At 68.1% G+C, this 19,055-nt stretch carries 17 protein-coding genes; 10 read left to right on the top strand and 7 right to left on the bottom strand.

Features of this window, described 5'->3' with window-relative positions; genetic code table 11:
* Nucleotides 1–62 precede the first annotated feature (62 nt).
* The 3 genes from ABD768_RS21370 to ABD768_RS21360 all read left to right on the top strand — a co-directional run bounded on the left by ABD768_RS21370 (nt 63) and on the right by ABD768_RS21360 (nt 4,133).
* On the top strand, nt 63–2,273 hold the full coding sequence (locus ABD768_RS21370) for a discoidin domain-containing protein (RefSeq protein WP_344843201.1): 2,211 nt from the start codon (nt 63–65) through the stop codon (nt 2,271–2,273).
* 112 nt (nt 2,274–2,385) lie between these two features.
* Nucleotides 2,386–3,105 carry an SDR family NAD(P)-dependent oxidoreductase gene (locus tag ABD768_RS21365; protein WP_344843198.1) on the top strand — a complete coding sequence of 240 codons (720 nt, stop codon included), beginning with the start codon at nt 2,386–2,388 and terminating at the stop codon, nt 3,103–3,105.
* Nucleotides 3,102–4,133 carry an S-adenosylmethionine:tRNA ribosyltransferase-isomerase gene (locus tag ABD768_RS21360; protein ID WP_344843195.1) on the top strand — a complete coding sequence of 344 codons (1,032 nt, stop codon included), beginning with the start codon at nt 3,102–3,104 and terminating at the stop codon, nt 4,131–4,133. Before ABD768_RS21365 ends, ABD768_RS21360 begins: the two co-directional genes overlap by 4 nt.
* Before the next feature lie 219 nt (nt 4,134–4,352).
* On the opposite strand, the gene ABD768_RS21355 is transcribed toward ABD768_RS21360, so the two are convergent.
* The 4 genes from ABD768_RS21355 to ABD768_RS21340 all read right to left on the bottom strand — a co-directional run bounded on the left by ABD768_RS21355 (nt 4,353) and on the right by ABD768_RS21340 (nt 8,872).
* Entirely contained in the window at nt 4,353–5,021 is a 669-nt protein-coding gene (locus ABD768_RS21355; protein WP_344843192.1) for a TetR/AcrR family transcriptional regulator, read from the bottom strand.
* Between the two features lie 64 nt (nt 5,022–5,085).
* A complete protein-coding gene (locus ABD768_RS21350; RefSeq protein ID WP_344843190.1) occupies nt 5,086–5,871 on the bottom strand; it encodes a sugar phosphate isomerase/epimerase family protein in 786 nt (261 codons plus the stop codon).
* The gene (locus tag ABD768_RS21345) at nt 5,872–7,938 is read right to left on the bottom strand and encodes a DUF4328 domain-containing protein (RefSeq protein WP_344843187.1); all 2,067 of its coding nucleotides are present in this window, start codon (nt 7,936–7,938) and stop codon (nt 5,872–5,874) included.
* A gap of 205 nt (nt 7,939–8,143) precedes the next feature.
* Nucleotides 8,144–8,872, bottom strand: a complete 729-nt coding sequence (locus ABD768_RS21340) for a DUF4328 domain-containing protein (protein WP_343967866.1) — start codon at nt 8,870–8,872, stop codon at nt 8,144–8,146.
* A 151-nt stretch (nt 8,873–9,023) separates the two neighbouring features.
* Between ABD768_RS21340 and ABD768_RS21335 the strand changes: the two genes are divergently transcribed.
* Nucleotides 9,024–9,503, top strand: a complete 480-nt coding sequence (locus ABD768_RS21335; protein ID WP_343967864.1) for a methylated-DNA--[protein]-cysteine S-methyltransferase — start codon at nt 9,024–9,026, stop codon at nt 9,501–9,503.
* Between the two features lie 128 nt (nt 9,504–9,631).
* Nucleotides 9,632–10,027: a hypothetical protein gene (locus tag ABD768_RS21330; protein ID WP_344843183.1), complete on the top strand. Its 396-nt coding sequence runs from the start codon at nt 9,632–9,634 to the stop codon at nt 10,025–10,027.
* A 91-nt stretch (nt 10,028–10,118) separates the two neighbouring features.
* On the opposite strand, the gene ABD768_RS21325 is transcribed toward ABD768_RS21330, so the two are convergent.
* Complete coding sequence (locus tag ABD768_RS21325; RefSeq protein ID WP_344843181.1) at nt 10,119–10,892, bottom strand: hypothetical protein; 774 nt, start codon at nt 10,890–10,892, stop codon at nt 10,119–10,121.
* Between the two features lie 186 nt (nt 10,893–11,078).
* Between ABD768_RS21325 and ABD768_RS21320 the strand changes: the two genes are divergently transcribed.
* Nucleotides 11,079–11,621 (top strand): peptidylprolyl isomerase, encoded by a 543-nt coding sequence (locus ABD768_RS21320; protein WP_425552080.1) that lies wholly within the window; start codon nt 11,079–11,081, stop codon nt 11,619–11,621.
* 88 nt (nt 11,622–11,709) lie between these two features.
* Nucleotides 11,710–12,450 (top strand): rhomboid family intramembrane serine protease, encoded by a 741-nt coding sequence (locus ABD768_RS21315; RefSeq protein ID WP_343967858.1) that lies wholly within the window; start codon nt 11,710–11,712, stop codon nt 12,448–12,450.
* Nucleotides 12,451–12,718: 268 nt separating this feature from the next.
* Here the strand turns inward: ABD768_RS21315 and ABD768_RS21310 are convergent, their stop codons facing one another.
* Complete coding sequence (locus tag ABD768_RS21310) at nt 12,719–13,411, bottom strand: TetR/AcrR family transcriptional regulator (RefSeq protein WP_344843177.1); 693 nt, start codon at nt 13,409–13,411, stop codon at nt 12,719–12,721.
* Nucleotides 13,412–13,483: 72 nt separating this feature from the next.
* On the opposite strand from ABD768_RS21310, the gene mftG reads away from it, so the two are divergent.
* The 3 genes from mftG (at nt 13,484) to ABD768_RS21295 (ending at nt 18,000) form a co-directional block, all read left to right on the top strand.
* Nucleotides 13,484–14,995 (top strand): mycofactocin dehydrogenase MftG, encoded by a 1,512-nt coding sequence (gene mftG / locus ABD768_RS21305; protein ID WP_344843175.1) that lies wholly within the window; start codon nt 13,484–13,486, stop codon nt 14,993–14,995.
* Between the two features lie 92 nt (nt 14,996–15,087).
* Complete coding sequence (locus ABD768_RS21300) at nt 15,088–16,236, top strand: FAD-dependent oxidoreductase (protein WP_344843172.1); 1,149 nt, start codon at nt 15,088–15,090, stop codon at nt 16,234–16,236.
* A 99-nt stretch (nt 16,237–16,335) separates the two neighbouring features.
* Nucleotides 16,336–18,000 carry a M14 family metallopeptidase gene (locus ABD768_RS21295; RefSeq protein WP_344843170.1) on the top strand — a complete coding sequence of 555 codons (1,665 nt, stop codon included), beginning with the start codon at nt 16,336–16,338 and terminating at the stop codon, nt 17,998–18,000.
* Here the strand turns inward: ABD768_RS21295 and ABD768_RS21290 are convergent.
* Nucleotides 17,997–18,998: a LacI family DNA-binding transcriptional regulator gene (locus ABD768_RS21290; RefSeq protein ID WP_344843168.1), complete on the bottom strand. Its 1,002-nt coding sequence runs from the start codon at nt 18,996–18,998 to the stop codon at nt 17,997–17,999. The two genes, ABD768_RS21295 and ABD768_RS21290, sit on opposite strands and share 4 nt — an antisense overlap.
* Between the last annotated feature and the right edge of the window lie 57 nt (nt 18,999–19,055).

Below are 19,055 nucleotides of genomic sequence, written 5' to 3'. Positions count from 1 at the left end.
GGTGTGGCGCACATTGCCCTCCGGCCGGTCTGACCGGTCCGCCCCCAAGGAAGGCGCAACTCATGCCTGCACGCCCAAAACCCACCCGACTGGCCGTGATGGCAGTCGCCGCCGGTGCAGTCGTCGCCGGCGCAGGACTCTCTGCGATCCCGGCCCAATCAGCCCAAGCAACCCAAGCCGCCCCGGCCGCGATCCAGGCGGCCGGCGCCTCCCTCCCGTTCACCATCCTCGAAGCGGAGAGCTCGGCAACCAACGGCAGCAAGATCGGCCCGAGCTACAGCCAGGGCACCCTCGCCGCCGAGGCCTCCAACCGCCAAGCGGTCACCCTCAACGGCGGCCAGTACGTCGAGTTCACCGCCCCCGGCACCACCAACGCGATCAACGTCGCCTACTCGATCCCGGACGGCCGTACCGGCACCTTGTCGGTCTACGTCAACGGCCAGAAGCTCAGCCAGCAATTGCAGGTGACTTCGAAGTACAGCTACGTCGACACCGGCTGGATCGTCGGGTCGCGGACCCACAAGCTGTACGACCACGCGCGGCTGCAACTCGGTCAGACCGTCAACGCCGGCGCCAAGATCAAGCTGCAGGTCGACGGTGAGAACACCGCCGGGCCGTACACGATCGACGACGTCGAGTTCGAGAACGTGGCCGGTCCTGCCGGTCAGCCTGGTGGCTCGATCTCGATCACCGACCGCGGCGCCGACGGAAGCGGCACCAACGACTCGACCGGCGCCATCCAGTCAGCCATCGACAGCGCCCGCGGTTCTGGTGGAACCGTGTGGATCCCGGCCGGCCGGTTCAAGGTCGGTGGCACGATCAACCCCGACGGCGTGACCATCCGCGGCGCCGGCCGCTGGCACTCGACCCTGCTCAGCAGTCACCTGATCGACCGCACCAACGGCGGCGGCAACGTGAAGCTGTACGACTTCGCGGTGATCGGCGAGGTGACCGAGCGGAACGACAGTTCGCCGGACAACTTCGTCAACGGCCAGCTCGGCCCGAACTCGATCGTCTCCGGGCTCTGGCTGCAGCACCTCAAGGTCGGCCTGTGGCTGACCGGCAACAACGACAACCTGGTGGTCGAGAACAACCGGTTCTACGACATGACCGCCGACGGCCTGAACCTGAACGGCACCGCGTACAACGTGCAGGTGCGGAACAACTTCCTCCGCAACCAGGGCGACGACGCGCTGGCGATGTGGTCGCTGCACGCGGCGAACCGGAACAGCACCTTCGCCAACAACACCATCGTGCAGCCGAACCTGGCGAACGGCATCGCGATCTACGGCGGTACCGACCTGACGGTCCGGGACAACCTGATCTCCGACACCAACGCGCTCGGCGGCGGGATCGCGATCTCGAACCAGTCGTTCGGCTCGCCGTTCTACCCGCTGGCCGGAACGATCACGGTCTCCGGCAACACGCTGGTCCGCACCGGCGCGATGAACCCGAACTGGGGTCAGAACCACCCGCACGGCGCGATCCGGGTGGACGCGTACGACACCCAGATCAACGCCCAGGTCCGATTCACCAACAACCGCTTGGTGGCCAGCCCCTGGTCGGCGTACCAGTTCGTCGATGGCGGTGGCGCCGGACGGGCGGTGCAGAACGTCAGTGTGGACGGCGGCTCGATCGAAGGCGCCGGTACCTTCGCCTTCCAGGCCGAGACGACCGGATCCGCCACGATCAGCAACGTCGCGGCCAGCGGTATCGGCCGGGCCGGCGTCTACAACTGCGCCTACCCGAGTGGCTCGTTCGCGCTGAACCGTGGCTCCGGCAACAGTGGCTGGGACTCGACCTGGAGCGGCTGCAACTGGGTTGAGCCGGGCAGCGGTACCGATCCGGGGCAGCCGACCGGAAACCTGGCCGTGGGCAAGTCGGTGACAGCGACCAGTACCAACCAGAACTACGTCGCGAGCAACACCGTCGACGGCAACTCGGGCAGCTACTGGGAGAGCGCCAACAACAGCTGGCCGCAGTCGCTGACCGTCGACCTGGGGAGCAAGCAGAACATCAAGCGACTGGTACTGAAGCTACCGCCGGGTTGGGGTACGCGGACCCAGACCATCGCCGTGCTGGGCAGCACCAACAACTCCACCTACGACCAACTCGCCGCGGCGGCCGGCCGGACCTTCGACCCAGCCTCCGGCAACGCGGCCACGATCACCCTGCCGTCGACGGTGAACACGCGCTGGGTACGCCTCACCATCACCACCAACAACGGCTGGCCGGCGGCCCAACTGTCGGAGTACGAGGTCTACGCCAGCTAGCAATCTTCCCGCTTACGTCCGAAGAAGTGGTGGGACGTCAGCTCACTTCTTCGGACGTAGGCGGTGTGGAGGTGTTGACCTCAAGTGAGCTTGAGGTATGAGGGTGACGGGCATGACCAACGTATCTCTGACTCGTCCTGTTGCTCTCATCACCGGCGCCAGCGCGGGGCTCGGCCTCGCGCTGGCGCATGGTCTGGCCGACCGTGGCTGGGCCCTGATCATCAACGCCCGGGGCGCCGATGCGCTCAAGAACGCGGCCGACGAGCTGGCCGCCAAGACCGACGTGGTGCCGCTGGCCGGCGACGTCACCGATGCCGAGCATCGGGCCGACCTGGTCGATGCGGTCGGCGAGCTCGGCCGGCTCGATCTCCTGGTCAACAACGCGAGCTACCTCGGCGCGAGCCCGCTGCAACGGATGGCGGGGACCGATCTCGACGAGTTGCGGCGCGTGTACGAGGTCGACGTGATCGCGCCGATCGCGTTGAGCCAGGCGTTGCTGCCGGAGTTGTCGGCGGCGGCCGGGATCGTCATCAACATCAGCTCGGACGCCGCGGTCGAGGCATACGAAGGGTGGGGTGGCTACGGGTCGGCCAAGGCGGCGCTGGATCACGCGAGCGCAGTACTGGCCGCAGAGCATCCGGGGCTGGCTGTGTACGCGGTGGATCCGGGTGATCTGCGGACGGCGATGCACCAGGCGGCCTTTCCCGGGGAAGACATTTCTGATCGGGCCGAGCCTGCGAGCGTCGTACCGGCGTTTCTGCAGTTGCTGGACAGCAGGCCGGCGAGTGGTCGCTACCGGGCTGCTGAGTTCGCGCCGGCGGTGACTTCGTGAGAGTCCATCCACAGACGAGGTTCACGCTTCCCGACGAGTTGAACGCGGTCGAGCCACCGGAAGCGCGCGGGCTCGCAAGAGATCAGGTGAAGCTGCTGGTCGCGGAGGGGTCGACCGTCACGCACACCAGGTTCGACCGGATCGGTGAGCACCTGCGGCCCGGCGATCTCCTGCTGGTCAACACCTCGGGGACGCTGGGCGCCGCGGTCGACGGTACCTGGATCACCGGCTCGGGCGTCGCTCCTGTGGTCGTGCACTTCTCGACTGCGCTGGACGACGGCACCTGGGTCGTCGAGCTGCGCAACGGTGGCCTGCCGATGTTCGGCGGCGCGGCAGGCGACCGGGTGGAGATGCCAGAGGGAGTATTGACGCTGCTGGAGCCGTACGAGCCGAGCGGTCAACGGTTGTGGAAGGCCAAGCCGCCAGTGGCCGACGTGGTCAACTACCTGTGGCGGAACGGGCGGCCGATCACCTACAAGTACGTCGGGAAGCAGTGGCCGCTCGCGCTCTACCAGACGGTGTTCGCGAACCAGCCTGGCTCGGCGGAGATGCCTAGTGCGGGCAGGCCGTTCAGCTTCGAGCTGGTGAGTCAGCTGGCGGCTACCGGAGTACTGATCGCTCCGATCCTGCTGCACTGTGGGGTGTCGTCACTGGAGAGCCATGAGCCGCCGCTGCCCGAGCGGTTCGAGGTCACCGAGCACACTGCCCGGCTGGTGAACTGGGTGAAGGCCAACGGCGGCAGGGTGATCGCAGTCGGTACCACGGCGGTCCGTGCGATCGAATCGGCCGCACAGCCCGGCGGTGTGGTCGCAGCGAGGGGCTGGACCGACCTAGTGCTCGGGCCTGATCACCCGGCGACCGTGGTGGACGGGCTGATCACCGGCATGCATGCGCCGGAGGCCTCGCACCTGCTGTTGCTGGAATCGGTGGTCGGGGGCGACGTCGTGCAGCGTGCTTACGACGCCGCCCTCGAACACTCCTACCTGTGGCACGAATTCGGCGACGTCAGCCTTTTGCTCCGTCAGTGAGCTCGGTGGCAGCCGCCTCGGATTCAGCCGGCTCCGAGGCTTCGAAGTCGGCAGTGGTGAGAGGTGGACCGGTCGGCGCCGGGGTGGTCTCGTTCCCGGGCCGGGCCCGCTTGTCGACCGCCCGCGGGCTCACCTCGGCCGCCATCCGCTGTTGTTGGGCATCATGAATGTCCTTACCTGCAAGGTCCCCCGTTGGGACTTCACTCCTTTGACGAGTGATCAGTGCCCAATGTCATGCGCCGAAGCGAAATTGTGGCCTAGGCCTTTATTAGTTCGTCTTTCAACCGTCGCCGGCCGGGCGCCACAACCGTGCAGGAAGGTATGGACGCCGCTGGTCACCGTCGCACGGATCTCGTCCGTCGTCAGCCGGCTTCGCCGGTACGCCGTACCGCCGCCGGAGATCAGCAGCGAGAAGTGCAGGGCCGCCCGCATCGGGTCCTCGAAGTCCAGCAGTCCTTCGTCGGCGAGCGTGTTGAACCGATCGGCCAACGCTCGGTGGACGGCGAGCGGGCCGGTCTGCTGCCAGGCGTCGATCGCCTCCTCGGGGATGTGGCCGGCATCGGCGTCGACCTGGCGGACCAGCGCGGCGTGCTCGGCGTAGTCCGGCATCGGGGTTCGCCAGGCGATGCCGAACTCGACCAGGTCCGCCTCGAGGTCGGTGATCCTGCGCAGGTACCGATCGACGATCTGCAGTTGCGCGGCCGCGACCCGCTCGGCGCTGTCCTGGATCACGGCGCGGAACAGTCCGGCCTTGTCCTGGAAATGGTTGTAGATCGTCCGCGTCGAGACCTGCGCCTCGGCGGCGATCACGTCGATGCTCGCCCGGGCGTAGCCGTCCCGCGCGAACACGGTCAGCGCGCCCGCGAGCACTGCTTGCCGCTTGTCCATGGGAGTCAGCCTCTGGTCGGTGCAACGTTCGTTGTACAACTACAACGACCGTTGCACCTCCGGGTCATGACAACCAGGTCAGCGTGGTCGGCAGCGCCTCGGCCAGCGGAGGGAGGTGCGGGTGCCACTTGAGCTCCCACTCGAGGGACAGCCAGTAGTCAGTGCCCTCAAGGGTCTGCAGGAGGTCGGCGATCGGGTAATCGCCCGCGCCGATCGGCACCGGCCGGTAGCCCTGGGTCGAGTCCTCGTCCTTGATCTGGATGAAGTCGATCCAGGGTTTCAGCAAGTCGAAGGCCTCGGCCGGAGTCTCGCCGTGGCTCCAGGTGTGGGCGCTGTCCCAGATCACCTTGGCGTTGTGGCCAGGCGCCTCGGCGTCGAGGAGCCGGCAGAGCCGGGCCATCTTGCGGCCGGCCGAGTGCGAGTCGTGCGTCTCGAGCAAGATCCGCGAGTCCTTGGGGGCGGACGTCACGCGATCCAGCGCGCGGATCTCGCCGGCACTCGGACCATGCGAGGCGTCGGTGTCGTCGCCGGCGTCCTCTGGGTCATCGCCGGGGAAGACCCGGACACCGCGGGCGCCAAGATCCGCCGCCAGTTCGAGATGGGCTTCGAGGGGTTGGTCCTCGACCGCGCAGAGCTTCACGTAGCTGTTGACGGCGAGGATCTCCAGCCCGGCGTCCTCGATCCGGGTCCGCAGTTCCCGCCGCTCGGCCGTGGTCAGCCCGAGATGGGTGAACTCGTCGTCGGCCGTCCGGAGCTCCAGCCCGGCAATATTGTTGCCTTTGGCAAGCGATAGGACCTGGTCGAGGGGCTCGCCGGGGCACCCGAGGGTGGAGAAGCCGAGCGGGTGCACTCAGACCCAGCGCCGGCGCGGGTGGGTGCGGGGCGCCGTGGTCTCCGAGTCGTCCTGCTCCGGAGCGGCCGGAGTGGTCGGTGCTGCCGGAGTGGTCGGTGCTGCGGGCGCCTCGTACGAGTACGGGGACGACTGCTGGTAGTCCGTGGCCGGCTGGTCGGAGTAGCTCGTGCTGTAGTCCGACGTGTAGTCGCTGGAGTAGCTCTCCTGCGAGTACGTCGGGCTGTAGGTGCTGTCGTAGCTCGAGCTGCTGTAGTCCGTGGCCGGTGCCGTGTAGGAGGTCTCAGGGGCCGGCGTGTACGAGTCGTAGCCCGTGTTCGAGCTGTATGCGTCGTACGAGGACTCCGACGAGTAGCTGTCGTAGCTCGTGTTGCTGGTGTAGTCCGAGGTGTACGTCGGCTCCGGTGTCGTCGGCTCGGTGTAGGACGAGTAGTTCGACGAGTAGTCCGAGGTGTACGACGTGTCGTACTCCGGGGTGCTGATCGGGGCCGCCGGGGCTTCGTACGGCGCGTAGGTCGGGTCGGGCGTGTACGTCGGAGCCGTGTAGCTGGTCTCCGGGGTGTACGACGGCTCGGGACCGAACGACGGCACGCTCGGGAGCGGCTTCGACGGGGTCAGGTAGTCGTCCTGCGCGGGCAGCGACGGGGCTGCCTGGTAGTAGCTGTCCGAGTCGGACACAGCGGCCTGGACCGTCGACGGGCTGTCGACCGCGACCCGAGCGGCCCTGCGACCAGCGCGCGCAACAGGCGCGGGCTCAGGCTCGGGTGCGGGCTCTGTGGAGGTCAGGTAGTCAGAGGTGCTGGTGCTCTCGTACGAGTAGGGCTGGGAGTACGAGCTCGACCAGGACGGCTCCTCGGTGCTGCGGGCGGCCGGCTGGTACGCGTACGGATCGGGCTGCGGCGGGGCGACGGTCTCGGCCTGCCAGCTCGGCAGTGGCGCGGAGAGCAGGTCGTTGCTCGGGGCCGGCGTGTACGGGTTGGTGGGGGTCGACCAGGTCGGCGTCTCCAGCCCGGAGGCGGTCTGCTGGTACGACGGCAGGGCCTCGATCACCTGGCCGGTGTCCTCGCGCCAGCTCTCGATCGGGTTGAACTGCTCGGTGGCCGGGCCCGCGTCGTCCCAGGACTGTGCGGCCGGGGTCTCGGCGACCGGTGCGAACGGGCTCCACTTCGGAGCCTCCTCGGCGGCCGGCGCGCTGGCGGCGATGGCCAGCGCCGGCTGGCGCTGCTCGATCCGCGGCGCCGCGATCGGCTCGGAGATCGCGGGCTGCTCGGAGGTGTCGTCGTCGGCGGCGACCCGGTACGACGGAACGGCCACCAGCTTCGGCTCGCGCTGGTCCCACCAGGGCATCCACTCGCGGGTGGTCTGCATGGTGTTGATCTTGCGGATGATCAGCGTCGCGGCGACGGCGGAGACCGCGGTCAGGATCAGCGACGCGGTCCCGGCCAGCGCGATCCCGCGCAGCGACCCGACGGTCGCCTCCATCCACATCAGCGCCCGGCGGATCACCACGTCGAACACGAGAGCGCCGACCCAGGCGACCCACCACACGTTCGTGAGGAGGGGCTTCCTGAGCCGGCGCAGGTCGTCGGCGTACACCGGAGTCTTCGGATCGCTGGCCAGCCAGATGTCGTCGACGATCTGTTTGGGATAGATCAGGTTCGGGCCGGGGCAGAACCAGCTGGCCAGCACCCAGCCGTGGCTGCGGCGATGATCGGCCTGGCAGAAGACCTCGGAGTTGACCCGCACCCGCCACAGCCAGATCACGAAGACCACGGCGGCGGCGACGGAGATGATGACGTTCGGGATCGAGGTGATCCGGGAGATGCTGTCGGCGCGGTTCAGGTCCGCGTCGTCGACGTTGGGGCCGCCACCGAGGTAGCTGTGCACGACGCCGTAGGTGTTCCAGTCGGACCACGTACAGAGCAGATGAGTGACCGTGGACGCACCGAGCAGACCGATCGCGATCTTGCCGACCGTACCGACCTGCTGGAACTCCTCGGCGGCATGTGGCTGCCACTCATCTTTGTCTTCAACAGCAGAAAGAACTGCTCGTTGCGGGTGGCTCACGTCGTGCGTCCCTCGCGTTGCTGGAACTCCGTCTGTTCGGCGTCTCGGTCGAATCCTGCCCCCGCGTGACCGAGCCACATTGATACCACGAAGTAAGTACGCCTGTGGAGTCGATGCCAGCACGGAGGGTATCGACTTAACACGGTCTTTTCGTACGCCCATCACCACTTGTAACGAGGTACTCGACCGTGTGTAACGGTTTGGTTTACAGCGCAGGAGGTTGGTACCCCCGGTCGACCGGGTATCCGGCCTGGTCCTGGGCCCACCACGGGGTCCACGGCCGGCGTAGCTGGAGTTCGTTGACGCGCTGAATCAACATCACTGCGAGTACTGCCGCGGCGGTCGTGCTGACCGCGGAAATGCCGGACATCACAGCATTCGTCCGAAGTTCGGAGAGCTGCGGTGCACCGTCCAGCACACTGCGCTGAGCGAGGTTGTCGAGGACCAGTCCGACCACCCAGGTGATCCACCAGGCCCAGACCAGCCGGGTGCCGGGGATGCCGCGCAGTGTCGCGATCCCGGTCGGGGTGCGCGGGTCGCTGGCGGCGACGATGTCGTCGACGACCTGCTTGGGGTACCAGAGGTTCACCACCGGGCAGATCCAGCTGCCGAGCACCCAGCCGCGGGAGTACCGGTGCTCGCCGCGGCAGAACATCTCCGCGTTCCAGCGGACCCGCCACAGCCAGATGATGAAGACCGCGGCGGCCGCGAACAGAGCCAGTGCGGCGACGATGCCGAGCGAGCCGGAGATCAGATCGGCCTGGGCGAACTTGTCGTCGTCGTCGGGATAGCGCTCGAGGGTGCGGTAGGAGTACCAGTCGGACCACGCGGTGGCCCAGCCCAGCACGGTGACCACGCCGATCAGCACGGAGGCGGCCAGGCCCATCGCCTCCTCGGAGCTGAACCAGCGGTCCATCGGCGGCTGACCGGTCACGTACACCTCCTCGGGATCGGCGAGCCATCAGAAATAGCACACAGACAGTGATCGGGCGAGAACCTTGCGTGCGGCATCGATGGTGTCGTCGCGCGAAATTCCTCCTGCCGGACCGGGGAAAAGTGTCGGTGCCTGGGTGGACGATATGACCATGCGCTGGTCTGTGTTCGATTCGCCCATCGGAGAGCTGTCGGTCGCCGTCGACGACGACGGTCTGTGCCGGCTGCGGTTCGGCGCCATCGAGCTCGGCCCGGACCGGGTCCGCGACGACCTGCTGATCGCCGCCGAGGAGCAGTTGAAGGCGTACTTCGCCGGCGAGCTGACCCAGTTCGACCTGCCGCTGTCCGTGCGCGGTGGGTCGCAGTTCGAGCGCGCGGTCTGGGAGCGGCTCAAGCAGATCCCGTACGGCGAGATGCAGACCTACGGCGATGTCGCCAAGGCCGTCGGTGATCCCGGGGCGGCGCGGGCCGTCGGGGTCGCCTGCAACCGCAACCCGATCGCGGTGATCGTGCCCTGCCACCGGGTGGTCGGCGCCGGCGGCAAGATGGTCGGCTTCGGCGGCGGCATCCCGTTGAAGCGCCATCTGCTCGAGCTCGAGGCACGGGTGACGATCGAAACGCAATGGCTCTGAACACTCTGTGAAGAAGTTCGGGCCGGAATGTAAAGAAGTTTCCGACCGGCCGTTGCGATGGCAGGTATCGGGCACTCAAGCGCTAATGTCGCGTTGTGCGATCGCGCTGACACAGTTCGATCGGACGTTTGACCAAGAGCTCCGGTCTGTATGCCGATGCCGCGGTCGCATCCTGGTTCCGCCCCGACCTGCCCGGAGACGAAGAGATGACGCAGCCCAGCTCGGCGCCGCATGACGACCTGAGCCAGTTGATGGACAAGAGCGCCGAAGAGTGGTCGGCGCCGGAGATCCAGGACGCGGCCCGGACGGCCATGCAGTTGCACGCACCGGATCGCGAACCGCTGACCTGGATCAAACGGTTCGGCGTACTGCCCTGGCTGCATCGCAACGAGGCCGTCTGCCGCGAGTGCGGCGGCAACTACCCGTGCATCACCCACCGCTATGCGACCCAGCTGCTCTCGGCCGGCCGCGTCCACATCGCCGGCGGCCGCCGCGACGACGAGCCCGACGAAACGCTGAACTAGCCGGCCGCTGAACCAGCCGGTCGCAGAACGGACGAAGGCCGCGATCTCCACCTGGGGATCGCGGCCTTCGCCGTTGCGGTGTCGAGGTGGTTCAGGAGTCGGTCGGCTTCGAGTCCGTCGACTTCCGCGGGGTGCTGGTCTTCTTCGCGGCGCCGTTCGACGCGGCCTTCGGAGCTTCGTCGGCCTCGGCCTTCGCATCCTCGGTCTTCGCGTCCTCGGTCTTGCCGTTGGCGGACGTGGTGTCCGTCTTGGCCTCCGCCTTCGGCGCGGCAGCGGCCGGCTTGTCGGTGGCCGGCTTGTCAGCTGCCGGGCGCGACGTCGTCCCGGCCGGGGCCGAGCTGTAGTCGCGGCCGCTGGTCGGGGTCGACTGCCAGGCCGGCTCCGGCGGGGTGAGCAGCTTCTTCACGGCAGCGGCGGCGAGTGCCCCGAAGCCGAGGAACAGCACCACCTTGCGCAGCTTGTGGCTCTTCTTTGGTACGTCGATCTCACCCTTGAGTGCGGCGGCCGTCGCCTTGCCCCGGCGCGAACTCTCCTCGATGACCGGCTCGGCCGCGGCGGCCAGCGTCGCCAGGGCGGCGGTCACCTTCGGCAGTACGTCGTCGTTGAACCGCTCGCGGGCCCGCTCGGCCGCGTGCTCGGTGGCCGGTCCGACCCGGCTCAGCGCGTCGTCGATCACGGGTCCGGCCTTCTCCACCGCGGCATGCGCGACGGCGGCGCCCCGCTCGACCGCCTTCTCGGCGTACGGCGACACCTTCTCCCGTGCGGTGCCAACACTGTCCCGTGCGGTGCCCACGGCTGACTCGGCCAGCGGACGGACCTTGTCCTTCGCGGTCTCGACCCGGCCCTTGGACTTCAACAAACCCACGGTTCCTCCATGGACGCTTCGATTCGACTTCTGGACAGATCCGGCTTCTTCTGCATCGTACGACGTACCCAGCCGATAAACCCTCCGGCCACACCCTGAGATCACCCCGGGGCACGTCGATGCGGCCCGAACTTGTGGCGCATGACAGGATCGATGCCGTAAGCCGTAACCGATGAGGAGTATCTCGTGGCCGAAGAACTGTTCGCGACGCTGCAGACGACGAAGGGCGACGTCGTCATCAAGCTGTTCCCCGATCACGCGCCCAAGACGGTGCAGAACTTCGTCGGCCTCGCCGAGGGCACGAAGGAGTGGACCGACCCGACGACGGGTCAAGCCAGCACCGCGCGCTTCTACGACGGCCTCGGCTTCCACCGGGTCATCGACGGGTTCATGATCCAGGGCGGCTGCCCGCTCGGCACCGGCACCGGTTCGCCGGGCTACAGCTTCGACGACGAGATCCACCCGGAGCTGCAGTTCGACCGCCCGTACCTGCTGGCGATGGCGAACGCGGGCATCCAGTTCGGCAAGGGCACCAACGGGTCGCAGTTCTTCGTGACCGTGGTCCCGACCCCGCACCTGAACCGCAAGCACACCATCTTCGGCGAGGTCGCCGACGACGACTCGAAGAAGGTCGTGGACGCGATCGCCACCGCGGCGACCACGGCCGGCGACCGGCCGGTCGAGCCGATCGTGATCAACAGCGTCAAGATCGAGCGCAAGACCGTCTGATCCACCGCGCGATCCCGGCTGCCGGCGACGGTGGCCGGGTTCTCGCACCCCTTTTTGCACCAACCGTCCGACTGCGGAGGACCAGGGCGTGACCGAGACCGTCTGCTACCGGCACCCGGATCGGCCTGCGGGGGTCCGTTGCCAGCGCTGCGACCGGCCGATCTGCCCGGCCTGCATGAACAGCGCCGCCGTCGGCTTCCAGTGCCCGTCGTGTTTCAACGAGGGCGTGAAGTCGATCCCGCGCACCCGGACCTCGCTGGGCGGCGTCGCGCGCGGCAACAGCCCGTACGTGACCTGGACGATGATCGCGCTCAACGTGCTGGTCTTCATCGCGGTCCGCAGCGGCAGCCCGAAGCTGCTCAACGATCTCGTGATGGTCCCCGTGCTGGTGGACTCCGAGCCGTGGCGCTTGCTCACCTCGGCCTTCACCCACGTGCAGATCTTCCACATCTTCTCGAACCTGTTCATGCTCTGGCAGGTCGGCCCGATCCTCGAACAGATGATGGGCCAGGTCCGGTACGCCGTGCTGTACCTGCTCTCCGCATTGGGTGGCGGCGTCGCCGTCTGGCTGCTCGGCTCCCCCGGCGGCGCGACCCTGGGTGCGTCCGGCGCGGTCCTCGGCCTGGTCGGCGCGTTGCTGGTGATCAGCAAGGCCCGCGGCATGGACGTCACCTGGATCATCGCGTACGTCGCGATCACCGCGGTCATCTCGTTCGCCGTCCCGAACATCTCCTGGGAAGGCCACCTCGGCGGCTTCGTCACCGGCGCTGCCGTCGCCTGGCTCTTCCTCCAGGACACCAAGCGCCGCCGCAGCAAAGTCAATCGCTGACTCCCCCCACCCCGCTACCCCGACCCCGCCCTACCCCGACCCCGCCCTGCCCCGGCCCGTCTTGCCCCGGCCCGTCTTGCCCCGGCCCGTCTTGCCCCGGCCCGCCCCACCATCTGAGGGGTTAACCCCGCAGATGGTGGGTTGCCTCGCCGCATTCTCGGGGGGCAACCCACCATCTCAGGGGATAACCCCTGAGCTGGTTAGTGAAGGCGCGACGGTGGTCGAACAATCGGTCAGTGGCCGGTGCGGTGTGCCCGAAGGGGGTGACTCAACCGGTTTGGGGAGGGTTGAGGCCGGACCTGGGGGTTGGTGGAGCCGTCAGGTAGCGGGTGATGGTCGGGCCGAGCCAGGCGACCGCCTCCTCGCGAGTCAGGTTCGCGACCGGCGGTAGCGCGAGGATGTACCGGCAAAGCGCAAAGCCGAGCGCCTGGGTGGCGACGAGTCCCGCGCGCGTCGCTGCACTGGCCGTGGGCACCGGGGTGGTGGGGTCGCCGAGTTGCGCTCCGCCGACGGGGTTGCCGAGGTGAGATCCGGGGCCTGGTCGGTGCGCGTCGCCTCCGCCGGGCGGAGTGCTCAGGTGCATGATCGCTGGGCCGAGTTGGTCGGCGAAGAGCTGGCGCATGCGGTCGGCGGCTGCTTCGTTGGTGACGCTGGCGCGGAGTAGGGCCTTGAGGGACTCGTCGTCCTCCCAGCGGTCGAGGAAGTGGTTGGTGAGTGCTGCCCCGATCTCTTCCCGCGGAACCTTGCTCAGATCGGGCAGCCGCAGGTCGAATTCGGCAGCGGCCGCGAAGAGCTTCTCCTTGTTCCCGAAGTACCGCATCACCATCGCGGGATCGATCGCCGCGTCGGCCGCGATCGCCCGGATCGTCGCCCGCTCGTAGCCGTCCGCCGCGAACCGCTCCCGCGCCGCCGCCAGGATGACCCCCCGGGTCCGATCCGCCGACCGCTTCCCATCGCTCATCCTCACACCGTAGGTCAACAGGTGTTGACTTGGCCAGCTCGTGCGATCGTGAGAGGTGGGGAGGGGGCCGGGATGGGCGCCGACGTGATCGTGGTGGGAGGTGGCACAGCGGGGTGCGTGCTGGCGGCCCGGCTGAGCGAGGACGAGGCGTGTTCGGTGGTACTGGTCGAGTCCGGGCCGGACTATCCGACCCTGGACGAGTTGCCGGCCGATGTCGCCGACGCTTCCGAGCCGACGGTGGGCCACGACTGGGGGTACCAGGCCGAGGCCGACAGTCTGGACCGGCGCATCTCACTTCCGCGAGCCCGGCTGATCGGCGGCTGTTCGGCCACCAACGGCTGCTTCGCACTGCGCGGCGCGCCGGCTGACTACGACCGCTGGCACGAGTTGGGAAACCCCGGCTGGAGCTTCGCCGAGGTACTGCCGTTCTTCCGGCGGTTGGAGTCCGACCTGGACTTCGCCGATCAGTGGCATGGGGCCGACGGCCCGATCCCGATCCGCCGCCACCCCGTCGACGAACTCAACCCGATCCAGCGGGCCTTCATCGATGCCGCGGTCCAGGCCGGACACCCGTACGTCGCGGACCACAACCGGCCAGGCGCGCTCGGGGTCGGACCGACACCACGCAACGTCCGCGACGGCCTGCGGATGAGCACTGCCGTCGCCTACCTCTCGGCCGCCCGGCATCGCCCGAATCTCACGATCCGCTCCGGCGTGACGATCGGATGGGTGCGGATCGCCGACGGAGTCGCTGTCGGCGTACGGTCTACAACCGGCGAACTGGTCGAGGCCGACCGGGTCGTTCTGGCGGCCGGCAGCTACGCCAGTCCGGCGATTCTGGCCCGCTCGGGCATCGGGTCCGCGGCTCGGCTGTCCCGTCTCGGCATCGATGTCGTGGCTGATCTTCCGGCGGTCGGTGAGCACCTGATCGACCACCCGATCGTCGCGGTCGACCTACCCACCAGACCCGCCGACGGTCCGCGGTTCCAGGCGATCGCCACCCTGGCCCCGACGTCCGCAAGTCCGCCGGACCTGCATCTGTTCACCGCAGGACCGTTCCCTGTCGAGCGCGACGTCAGCGAGGCCGGCGCGGTGTTCGGCATCGTCGCCGGGCTGATCGCGCCGCGGTCGCGGGGATCGGTACGCCTCCGGAGCGCCGACCCCGACGATCCACCGCTCATCGACGTCGCCCATCTCCGCCACCCCGATGACCTCGCCCGGATGGTCGAGGCGATCGTCGAGGCCCGGCGGATCGCCCGCACCGAGCCGCTCGCCGCCCTCGTCACCGGCGCCGAGCTGGCGCCCGGACCGACCGTTGCCGACGACGACCACACCGCGATCGCCGACTCCGTCCGCGCCCGCGTCGCGTCGTACCACCACCCGGTCGGCACCTGCCGGATGGGTCCCGACCCTGACCACGACGCGGTGGTGGACGCCCAGGGCCGCGTCTACGGCGTCGACCGCCTCTGGGTTGCCGACGCCTCGGTGATGCCGGCCATCCCCGCCGCCGGCACCAATCTCCCCACCATCATGCTCGCCGAGCGAATCTCCACCTGGCTGCGTACTCCGTCTGGAACACCGTAGGTCAACGAGTGTTGACTTGGCTGGTTCACCCTGCCTACAGTGAAGTCAACAAGCGTTGGCCAACAGGCGTTGACCGGGAAGGGGTGGTCGGGATGATTCCGGAGAAGACCGAGGTGCTGGTGGTGGGGGCCGGGCCGGTGGGGCTGGCGGTGGCGGTCTCGCTGGCCGGGCACGGTCGGCAGGTGACGGTGGTCGATCGGCAGGCGGCGGGAGCGAACACCTCGCGTGCCTCCGTGGTGCACCCGCGGACGCTGGAGTTGCTGGAGCGGATCGGGGTCAGCGAGCGGCTGACCGAGCTCGGCATCCACGTCGAGCAGTTCAACATCGCCGACGGCGACCGGACTCTCGTCCCGGTCCGCTTCGACAGGCTGCCGACGGAGTACCCGTACGTCCTGATGATCCCGCAGAACGTCACCGAGCAGGTCCTGCTCGAGCGGCTGGCTGAGCTCGGTGGCACGGTCCATCGTCCGTACGTCGCTACCGGGGTACAGCAGAGCGTGGACGGTGCCGAGGTCTTGTTGGAGTCGGGTGAGGTGATCAAGGCGCAGTACGTCGTGGCCGCCGATGGGATGAACAGCCGGATGCGTGATCTGGCCGGGCTCGGATTCGACGGTGCTGAGGCGTTGCCGCTGAACTTCACGCTGGTGGATGTGCGCGTGGAGAGTGGGCTGCCGGCTGACGAAGTACTGCTGTACTTCTCGAAGCCGGGCATGCTGGTGGCGGCGCCGTTGCCGGATGGGACTTTTCGGTTGGTTGCTGAGGTCGAGGAGGCGCCGGAGCATCCGGATGTCGCCTATGCGCAGCGGTTGCTCAACGCTCGCGGGCCGCAGGAGGAGAGCGCGAGGGTGACCGAGGTGGTCTGGGGTTCGCGCTTCCGGATCCATGAGCGGGTGGCCGATCGGTATCGCGAAGGGCGGGTCGTACTGGCCGGCGACGCGGCCCACACCCACAGCCCAGCAGGCGGCCAAGGTATGAACCTCGGCCTCCGCGACGCCGTCGTCCTGGGCGATGCCCTCGCCGACGCCCTGACCACCGGCGACGAATCCAAGCTCGACGACTACGCCAAAGCCAGCCGCGAAGAAGCAGTCCGGGTAGTAGCACTCGCCCACCGCCTGACCCGCCTGGCAACAGCACCGACAGCGCTGAGGCCGGCCCGCAATGCCGGGCTTCATCTTCTTTCTCATCTTCCGAAGTTCCGTCGTGGTCTCGCCGAGCAACTGGCCGCCATCGGTCATCGCTGAGGGTTTCCCCGCTCTCTTACCGGAACTGCTTCCGCCCGCACCTTCCTCAGCCCTACCCTCCAGTTACCGATTGCAACAACCTCACTACTGGAGGTCACCGTGTTCCATCCCGCCCGATGGCACCGACTTGTCCCCCTCGCGATCGCGGCTGCCGTGGTCGTCGGCGCCGGTAGCCATGTCCAGGCTGTCGCGCCACCCGACCGCAAGGTGCAGGCCTACGAGAAGGCCGAGCTGATCCAGCTGCTCCGGATCAACACCCCGACGATGGCCGATCGCAAGCGACTGAACACCCTGGATCTCGACCTGGCCGAGTCGGCAGGCAAGAACTACGTCGACGTGGTTGCCTATGGCAACCAGGATCGGCGGCTGCTGAAGCTGGCCGGCTTCACCTGGTCGGTGCTCGAGGACGATCTGGTCGGCGCCGACCAGGAACGCGAGCGCGCGGACGCGGCGTACGCGAAGGCGGTGAAGACGCGCGCCATCCTCGCCACCTTGCCGAGCGGGCGTACGGCGTACCGGCAACTGGCCGACTACAACAACGACCTGGCCTCGCTGGCGTCGCAGTACCCGACGAAGGTCAAGCCGATCACGCTGAAGAACACCTCGCTGGAAGGCCGTACGGTCCGCGGCATCGAGATCAGCCGCGACGTCAACGTGAGCAACGGCAAGCCGGTGTTCATCATGATGGGCCTGCACCACGCACGCGAGTGGCCGTCGGGTGAGCTGACGATGGAGTTCGCCTACGACCTGCTGAAGAACGACGGTGTGGTGCCGCGGATCACCAACATCCTGGACAAGGCGCGGATCGTCATCGTCCCGGTGGTGAACCCCGACGGCTTCAACCTGAGCCGCACCCTCGGCTACGAGATGAAGCGGAAGAACTGCCGCGTCACCAACGGCCAGATCCCGACCACCGGCCAATGCGCGCAGTCGTCCAACCAGTCGCGCGGCACCGACCTGAACCGCAACTACGCCGGCTTCTGGGGCGGCCCGGGCGCGTCGACCAGCCTCACCTCGGAGACGTACCGGGGTGCGAGCGCCTTCAGTGAGCCGGAGTCACGCAACATCCAGTCGCTCGTCTCGTCGTACCAGGCGACGACCCTGATCACGAACCACACCTACTCCAACCTGGTACTACGTGAGCCCGGGTACGCCGGTGCCGGCAACACCCCGGACGAGGCGCTCTACAAGTCGCTCGGCGACCAGATGGCGGCCCAGAACGGCTACGACAGCCAATTCGGCTACGAGCTCTACGACACCACCGGTACCACCGAAGACTGGTCGTACTACGCGACCGGCGGACTCGGCTTCACCTTCGAGCACGGCGCGAGCAGCTTCCACCCGGCGTTCAGCAACATCGCCAACTTCTATTTCGGCTCGGGAAGCACTGCAGGCAAGGGAAACCGCGAGGCCTACCTGATCGCTGCCGAGAGCACGATCAACCCGGCCCGGCACTCGATCATCACCGGTACCGGCCCGGCCGGTGCGGTCCTGCGGCTGAAGAAGTCGTTCAACACCAAGACCTGGAACGGCACTCTCATCCCGGACGTGCTCGACACCACGATGACGGTGCCGGCGAGTGGCACGTACACGTACCACGCCAACCCGTCGACGCGGCCGATCACCGTCCAGCAAGGCGGTACGGAGTCGTGGACGCTGACCTGTGAGCGCCCGACCGGTCAGGTGCTGGAGACCCGCGCGATCACAGTGGCCCGGGGAGCGTCCGTCACGGCGAACCTCACCACCTGCGCGGCGGCCTTCTAGCCGGCGGTCGACTCGCGAATCTGCAAGGTGTAGGGAACGGTGAGGTCGCGGCGGTCGACCTCACCGGTTCCCGCGATCCGGTCCAGCAGCAGCGCTACGGCGTTCTCGGCGAGCCAGTCCTTGTCCGCCGAGATCGTCGTCAGCGACGGTGAGTGGTAACGGCCGTCCTCGATGTCGTCGAAGCCGACCACCGCGACGTCCCCGGGCACCGACAGCCCGGCGTCGGCGAGCGAGCGCAAGGCGCCGAGCGCGAGCGAATCGTTGAAGCAGAACACGGCATCAGGCCGGTCGGGCAGCGCGAGCAGTTCGCGCATCGCCGCGGCGCCGTCCTCCCGGTGGTACCCCGTGCCGGCCAGCTCCAGCGCGGGATCGAGCGGCAGGCCCGCGGCCTTCAGCGCCTTGCGGTAGCCCTTCCGCCGTACGGCGCCCGTCCCCGCGCCGCCGCCGACCCCGATCGCGGCGATCCGGCGGCGGCCGATCGAGATCAAGTGCGTGGTTGCGTCGAAGGACGCCTGGACCGAGTCGACCGCGACGTGGTCGAGGGTGCCGCCCGCATGGCGCTCGCCGAGCAGGACGAGCGGTTTCGCGTTCGCGGCGAGCTCGATCTTGGCCGGGGCGGTGGTGATCGGCGAGAAGATGATGCCGTCGATCAGTTGGCCGCGCATACCGTCGAGGACCAGTTTCTCGGCGGCTGGTTCGCCCTCGGTCTGGTCGATCAGGACGGTGATGCCACGCTTCTTGGCCGCCCGGCTGATGGCGGCGCCCAGCTCAGCGAAGTACGGGGAGGCCATCTCCGGGATGGCCAGCGCGATGAAGTCGGAGCGGCCCTTGCGCAGCGAGCGGGCGCTGACGTTCGGGGTGTAGTCGAGTGCCTCGATCGCGGCCTCGACCTTGGCCCGGGTCTGCGCGGTGATGTGCGGGTAGTCGTTGATGACGTTGGAGACCGTCTTCACCGACACCCCGGCGCGTGCCGCCACATCGCTCAGCCTGGTCGCCATCCGTCATCCCTTCGCCCAACTGTTGCCTGAGTGTGCCATGGCCTCGGACGGCCAGCC

Origin of the sequence: Kribbella ginsengisoli (genome assembly GCF_039537185.1) — a bacterium.
In the GTDB taxonomy this organism is placed as follows: domain Bacteria; phylum Actinomycetota; class Actinomycetes; order Propionibacteriales; family Kribbellaceae; genus Kribbella; species Kribbella koreensis.
Note: the sequence above shows the minus strand (reverse complement) of the source record. Positions and strands in the feature narration are given on the sequence as shown.

What these genes read in the sequence shown, in the direction of transcription:
- ABD768_RS21355 (WP_344843192.1), bottom strand. Translation starts at nt 5,021, where the DNA reads ATGGACAAGCGGCAAGCAGTGCTCGCGGGCGCGCTGACCGTGTTCGCG.
- ABD768_RS21370 (WP_344843201.1), top strand. Translation starts at nt 63, where the DNA reads ATGCCTGCACGCCCAAAACCCACCCGACTGGCCGTGATGGCAGTCGCC.
- ABD768_RS21335 (WP_343967864.1), top strand. Translation starts at nt 9,024, where the DNA reads ATGCGCTGGTCTGTGTTCGATTCGCCCATCGGAGAGCTGTCGGTCGCC.
- ABD768_RS21300 (WP_344843172.1), top strand. Translation starts at nt 15,088, where the DNA reads ATGATTCCGGAGAAGACCGAGGTGCTGGTGGTGGGGGCCGGGCCGGTG.
- mftG (WP_344843175.1), top strand. Translation starts at nt 13,484, where the DNA reads ATGGGCGCCGACGTGATCGTGGTGGGAGGTGGCACAGCGGGGTGCGTG.
- ABD768_RS21365 (WP_344843198.1), top strand. Translation starts at nt 2,386, where the DNA reads ATGACCAACGTATCTCTGACTCGTCCTGTTGCTCTCATCACCGGCGCC.
- ABD768_RS21290 (WP_344843168.1), bottom strand. Translation starts at nt 18,998, where the DNA reads ATGGCGACCAGGCTGAGCGATGTGGCGGCACGCGCCGGGGTGTCGGTG.
- ABD768_RS21310 (WP_344843177.1), bottom strand. Translation starts at nt 13,411, where the DNA reads ATGAGCGATGGGAAGCGGTCGGCGGATCGGACCCGGGGGGTCATCCTG.